Raw genomic sequence first — 4,318 nt, 5'->3', positions numbered from 1 at the left:
CGGGTTCCCCCACCTTCACACCTCACCCACAGGCGTCCCGGCCGGCGCCGTGCGGAGAGGCCCGGCCGGGGCTCGACGACGGAACCCTTGACAAGATCGATCACACGTCACATCTTTGGCAACGTTGTCATTCGCCCTGACAACGTTGCCAACCTCCGTGCTCGGCAAGCACCACCGTGTGATTGGACGCCCCGCTGATGGCTCAGCCGAATCCGCCGCACTCCCCTTCCCGACGATCGATCGTCTTCACCGGCTCGACCCTGCTGGCCGGATTCGGCCTGGGGACGACACTCCCGGGCACCGCCTCGGCCGCCGAGCGGCCGGGCAACGACGCCACGCGGGGTTCCGCCGAAGAGCTGGCCGTGTACCGGCCGGTGACCGTGTCCTCCACCGACTACGCCCCCACGCCGGGGGAGTTCGTGGTGGACCGTGTCCGCTCCGCCGGTGTGCGCGGCACCGGTTGGCGGGCGGCGGGCGGTGACCCGCAGTGGATCTCGGTCGATCTCCAGGCGGACTGCCAGGTCACCTGGATCCGGCTCACCTTCGAGGCCGACGCGGGCGACCCGGTGTTCACGCCTCCGGCGAGCGGGAACTGGGCCGACGGCACCACCGGCAGGGAGATCCTGTCGAGCTACGCGGTCGACTTCGTGGTCGAGACCTCGCGTGACCACACGTCCTGGTCGAGTGTGTACCGCACGACCGCCGGAACCGGTGGCGTCGTGGAGATCCAGCTCCCGAAGGCGACCACGGCCCGCTGGGTACGCCTGACCTCCCGCAAGCGGTCCAGCACCAACCCGCTCGGGCTGAACGGGTTCGAGGTCTTCGGCACGGCCCAGGGGCACCGGCCCGCGGCGACCGGCTGGACCGACTGGGGCACGCACGACGGCCACACCCCCGCGCTGAAGCAGGCCGAAGACGGCACCGTACCGCTGGAGTCCGGCTGGACGCTGACCATGGACGACTGGGCCGAGGGCGACGGTGCCGCGCTGTCGCGGACCGGCGTGGACACCCGGAACTGGCTGCCCGCCACCGTGCCCGGCACGGTCCTCGCCTCTCTCGTCGACCAGGGCAAGCTGCCCGACCCGGTCGCCGGTCTGAACAACCTGCGCGTCCCGGAGGCGCTCTCCCGCCACGCCTGGTGGTACAAGCGGGACTTCACGGTGCCGCGCGGTCTGCGGACCGGCGCCGGACGCCGTGTCTGGCTCGAGTTCGACGGCATCAACCACAAGGCCGACATCTGGCTCAACGGACACAGCGTGGGCGACCTGCTGTATCCCTTCGCCCGCTCGGCGCACGACGTCACGGACCTCCTGCGGGTGAAGGACGAGAACGCGCTCGCGGTGCGGATCACGCCGATACCCGTCCCCGGCAGCCCCGGGGACAAGGGCCCGGCCGGTGAGGCCTGGGTCGACGCCGGAGCAGGCCAGATGAATCTCAACTCCCCGACCTACCTGGCCTCTTCGGGCTGGGACTGGATGCCCGCCGTACGTGACCGGGTGGCCGGGATCTGGAACCACGTCCGTCTGAGATCCACCGGGCACGTCGTCATCGGCGACCCTCGGGTGGACACCGTGCTGCCGGACCTGCCCGACACCTCGACGGCCGAACTGACCATCGTCGTCCCGGTACGCAACGCCGACAGCGCCGACCACGAGGCGACCGTCACCGCCGCGTTCGAGGACGTACGCGTCTCGAAGACGGTCACCGTCCCGGCCGGCAAGAGCGTCGACGTCGTGTTCGCTCCCGACGCCTTCGGCCGGCTGCGGCTGCGCGATCCCGAACTCTGGTGGCCCAACGGTCTGGGAAGCCCCCGTCTGCACGACCTGACCCTGGTCGCTCGGGTGGACGGCACCGAGAGCGACCGGCGCACCACCCGCTTCGGCATACGCCAGTTCGGCTACGAGTACGACACACCGCTCCCCTTCGTCGCCACCGGCGACGCGTACACGCAGTCCGTGGACCTCGGCAGCCGACGGGCCCGGCACATCAGGGTCAAGTGCCTCACCCGGGCGACCGGTTGGGGCAGCTCGCTGTGGACTCTCTCCGTCTTCGACGGTTCACGGCCGGGAACGGACCTCGCCCTGCACGCCGACGCCACCGCCTCCACGGCGGACGAGGACGGCCACGGAGCAGGCAACGTCACGGACGGCGCCCCGGCCACGCGGTGGTCCTCCGCCTACCAGGACGACCAGTGGATCCAGGTGGACCTGGGCTCCACCCAGTCGTTCGACCGGGTCGACCTGGTCTGGGAGAAGGCGTACGCCCGGACCTTCGTGGTGCAGGTGTCCACCGACGGTTCCGACTGGCAGGACGCGCGAGCGGTCGACAACACCGCCGTTCCCCTGCCCTTCAACGACGGCGACGCGAGCCTCCAGGTGGAGGACTTCACCCCGCGCACCGCCCGCTTCGTGCGCATCAACTGCGGTAAGCGGAACAGCAGTTGGGGCAACTCGCTATGGTCCCTCTCCGTGCTCGACAGCACCGATCCCGGCACCGACCTGGCACTGCGCAAGACGGTCACCGCCTCCACCGAGGACGACGGTCACCCGGCGTCCGCCGCCACCGACGGCGACCCCGGCACGCGCTGGTCCTCGCAGTACGCCGACCATCAGTGGATCCGGGTCGACCTCGGCGCCGCACGGCGCTTCGACCGGGTGGCCATCGTGTGGGAGGCGGCCTACCCGAAGACGTACACGATCCAGGTGTCCGACGACGGCGACGCGTGGACCGACGTCAAGTCGGTGACCAACACCCCCGAACCCCTGAAGATCAGCGTGAACGGCGTACGGGTGCTGGCCCGCGGCGGCAACTGGGGCTGGGACGAACTGCTGCGCCGGATGCCCGCCGCCCGTATGGACGCGGCGGTGCGCATGCACCGCGACATGAACTTCACCATGATCCGCAACTGGGTCGGCAGCATCAACCGCGAGGAGTTCTACGCCAGTTGTGACGAGCACGGAATCCTGGTGTGGAACGACTTCCCCAATGCCTGGGGCATGGACCCGCCGGACCACGACGCCTTCAACTCGACGGCGCGGGACACCGTGCTGCGCTACCGCATCCACCCGTGTGTGGTCGTCTGGTGCGGCGCCAACGAGGGCAATCCTCCGGCCGCCATCGACAAGGGCATGCGCGAGGCGGTCGTACAGCAGGCGCCCGGCATCCTGTACCAGAACAACTCGGCGGGCGGGATCATCACCGGCGGCGGCCCCTACGGCTGGGTGGAGCCGGAGAAGTACTACGAGCCGTCGACGTACGGCAGCGACAGCTTCGGTTTCCACACCGAGATCGGTATGCCGGTCGTCTCCACCGCGGCGAGCCTGCGGAACATGACCGGCGACGAGCCCGAGTGGCCGATCCGCGGTGCGTGGTACTACCACGACTGGAGCGAGCGCGGTAACCAGGCGCCGCAGAACTACAAGGCGGCCATCGAGGCCCGCCTCGGCACCGCGACGGACCTCGACGACTTCGCCCGCAAGGCCCAGTTCGTCAACTACGAGAACACCCGCGCCATGTTCGAGGCCTGGAACGCCAACCTGTGGGACGACGCCAGTGGTCTCATGCTGTGGATGTCCCACCCCGCGTGGCACAGCACGGTCTGGCAGACCTACGACTACGACTTCGACGTCAACGGCACCTACTACGGGGCCCGTTCCGCCTGCGAGCCCCTGCATGTGCAGGCGGACCCGAGGACGGGACAGGTCATCGCCGTCAATCACACCCGCGCGGCGGTGAAGGGCGCGAGGGTCACCGCCCGCCTCCACGACCTCTCCGGCCGGCAGCTCGGCGCCACGCGGACGGCAGACGTCGTTGTCCCGGCCGCGGCCACCACCCCGGCGTTCACGGTCGCGTGGACCGACGGTCTGCCCGACCTGCACCTGCTCCGGCTGACGCTGGAGGACGCCTCGGGCCGCCCGCTGTCGCGGAACACCTACTGGCGCTACCGCGGCCCGGCGGCCATGAAGGCGCTCACGCAGGCCGAACAGGTCCGGGTGTCCGCCTCGGTCACCGGCCTCTCCCGGACCGGCGCGCGCCACGAGATGACCGCGACCGTACGCAACCGGGGCAGGGCCGTCGCCGCGATGACCAGGCTCTCCCTCGTGGACCGTGTCAGTGGTGACCGCGTCCTGCCGACGCTGTACAGCGACAACTATCTGTGGCTGCTGCCCGGCGAGTCCCAGAAGGTCACCTTGTCCTGGCCGGCCGCCGCGCTACCCTCCGGCCGCCCCTCGCTGCGGGTGGAGGCGTACAACGGTCACCCGACGTCGGCGCCCGGCCGTTGAGGGAGCCGGTCATCCAGACGACGGCGCGGGCCGCG

The 4,318-nt window shown here is 70.3% G+C and carries 1 protein-coding gene; it reads left to right on the top strand.

All coding sequences use genetic code 11. The features are described from left to right. Positions 1–197: 197 nt before the first annotated feature. Complete coding sequence (locus tag ACWEBX_RS37615; protein WP_451889228.1) at positions 198–4,283, top strand: discoidin domain-containing protein; 4,086 nt, start codon at positions 198–200, stop codon at positions 4,281–4,283. Positions 4,284–4,318 lie beyond the last annotated feature (35 nt).

The sequence above is a fragment of the Streptomyces sp. NPDC005070 genome (assembly GCF_053600395.1).
The sequence above is the reverse complement of the archived record's forward strand: the minus strand, read 5'-3'. Positions and strand labels throughout refer to the sequence as shown.

What these genes read in the sequence shown, in the direction of transcription:
- ACWEBX_RS37615 (WP_451889228.1), top strand. Translation starts at nt 198, where the DNA reads ATGGCTCAGCCGAATCCGCCGCACTCCCCTTCCCGACGATCGATCGTC.